Source organism: Flavobacterium micromati (genome assembly GCF_900129585.1).
In the GTDB taxonomy this organism is placed as follows: Bacteria; Bacteroidota; Bacteroidia; order Flavobacteriales; family Flavobacteriaceae; genus Flavobacterium; species Flavobacterium micromati.
Map to the genome: position 1 here is coordinate 1 of NZ_FQWF01000029.1, position 1,736 is coordinate 1,736.

General features: G+C 33.3%; 2 protein-coding genes. One reads left to right on the forward strand and one right to left on the reverse strand.

Annotated features, from left to right (window positions below):
• Nucleotides 1-114: 114 nt before the first annotated feature.
• Nucleotides 115-708 carry a hypothetical protein gene (locus tag BUB42_RS15980; RefSeq protein WP_139257441.1) on the reverse strand — a complete coding sequence of 198 codons (594 nt, stop codon included), beginning with the start codon at nucleotides 706-708 and terminating at the stop codon, nucleotides 115-117.
• A gap of 120 nt (nucleotides 709-828) precedes the next feature.
• Here BUB42_RS15980 and BUB42_RS15985 point away from each other — a divergent pair.
• Nucleotides 829-1,736 (forward strand): transposase (locus BUB42_RS15985; RefSeq protein ID WP_139257443.1); only part of this gene is annotated, 908 nt, incomplete at its 3' end.

The window sequence follows — 1,736 nt, forward strand, 5'->3', positions numbered from 1 at the left end:
CATTACGATAACTCCATAGTGTTGACGGCATGTAATCGGTTCCGTTCAACCGCGGGTTCATTGTTCGTTCTTCGAACGCAACGAAACCCTAGCTGTTGTGCGTAGTATTTTTTATTACCAATTTGGTTTGTTGTAAGTCATTTCTTCTATTTTTATTTTTTTATATATTTTCGGATTAAGGTTAGCTCTAAAAATGGAAATTTCATTAATTTTTTTTCTGATTGATTTTTCAGAATACCCAAGGCAAAAGTCTGTTCTTGGATTTTCGTTTAATAAAATCAAATCACTATTCTCATCAATAATTCCGAATTCTAGTTGGTCTGAGCCTGCATTTATATCTGTATAAATTTGCAGTTTAATAACATTTCCTTTAATTTTAAAATATCCAACAACTCCGTAATTAACATTATTTATATCTTCTATTTTCGGATATGTTTTTGTTCCTTGTATTTTAAATTGTCCGTTTGAGTAAAATCTGATGTATCCATCGTTATTTTTATATTCATTACTATTTCTATAATAATTGCTGTTTGTCAAGTAATATATTGCAGTTGTGTCAATTATTTTGTCCTCAGTTAATTTTGCAGATTTTTTTTGATAACTAAATTTATAGTTTTTTGGTGGTCGAATAAATCCTTCATTATTTACCAAATAATGAGAACAACTTGTTAATAATATAAGTAAACTTATTTGAAAAAATTTCTTCATTTTTTTCGTTTTTTGGGTAATATTACGCACAACGTCAGTCTGTGAAAAAACTTCCGTTTTATTTGCGTCAAATATAGTATTTTATTTTGGATATAAGAGAGAAATTTTGTACATTTAAAGATGCAACATATATCTGGAACATCGCGTCAACAGTTACAAATAAGTAGTTTAGAAGATAAAATCGCCTCGGATAATCCTGTGCGTTTTATTGAAGCTTTCGTAGAGCACATCTCCCTTGAAGCACTTGGTTTTACGGTACAAACTATAAAATCCGAAGGCCGTCCCAGTTTTGACACTAAGTTGTTTCTTAAAATCTATTTATATGGGTACCTAAATGGCCTTAGAAGTTCTAGAAAGTTAGAAAAAGAGTGCGTTCGCAATATTGAATTACAATGGCTTTTAGAGGCTATTTGCCCAAATTACCATAGCATTTCTGATTTTAGAAAGCAAAACCCAGCAGGGCTTAGAAAACTATTCAAACTCTTTGTTTCTTTTTTGAAAGATGCCGACCTAGTTGCTGGTGAAACCATCGCAATTGATGGCACAAAAAGCAGAGCGCACAACAGCAAGAAAGCTAATTTTAACCAAAAGAAAATTGACAAACATCTAGCTTATATTGAAGAAAGAACCCAAGAATACCTGACAGAATTAGAAACAAATGATGTAAAAGACAACACAGTAACCGTTACTAAAATCCAAGAAAAAATAGCCCGTCTAAAGAAAAACAAAATCCGCTATGAATTACTGGAAGAAAAATTAAAAGATAGTGGCGAACCGCAAATTAGTACCACCGATTCTGACTCACGCGCACTACTGGTTCAAGGAGTTGTGGTCGAGATAAGTTACAATATTCAGGCAGCAGTAGACAATAAACACAATTTAGTGGTTGCTACTCACACCATTAATCGCAATGATCGCAACGCACTAGCAGCCATCGCTATCGAAGCCAAAGAAAATCTAGAGCTAGAAACTTACACGGCTTTGGTAGATAAAGGCTACCACAACGGACGCGAAATCACTGAGTGCAA

Bases quoted from the DNA above. Each gene is read 5' to 3' on its own strand.
- BUB42_RS15980 (WP_139257441.1), bottom strand. From the start codon at position 708: ATGAAGAAATTTTTTCAAATAAGTTTACTTATATTATTAACAAGTTGT.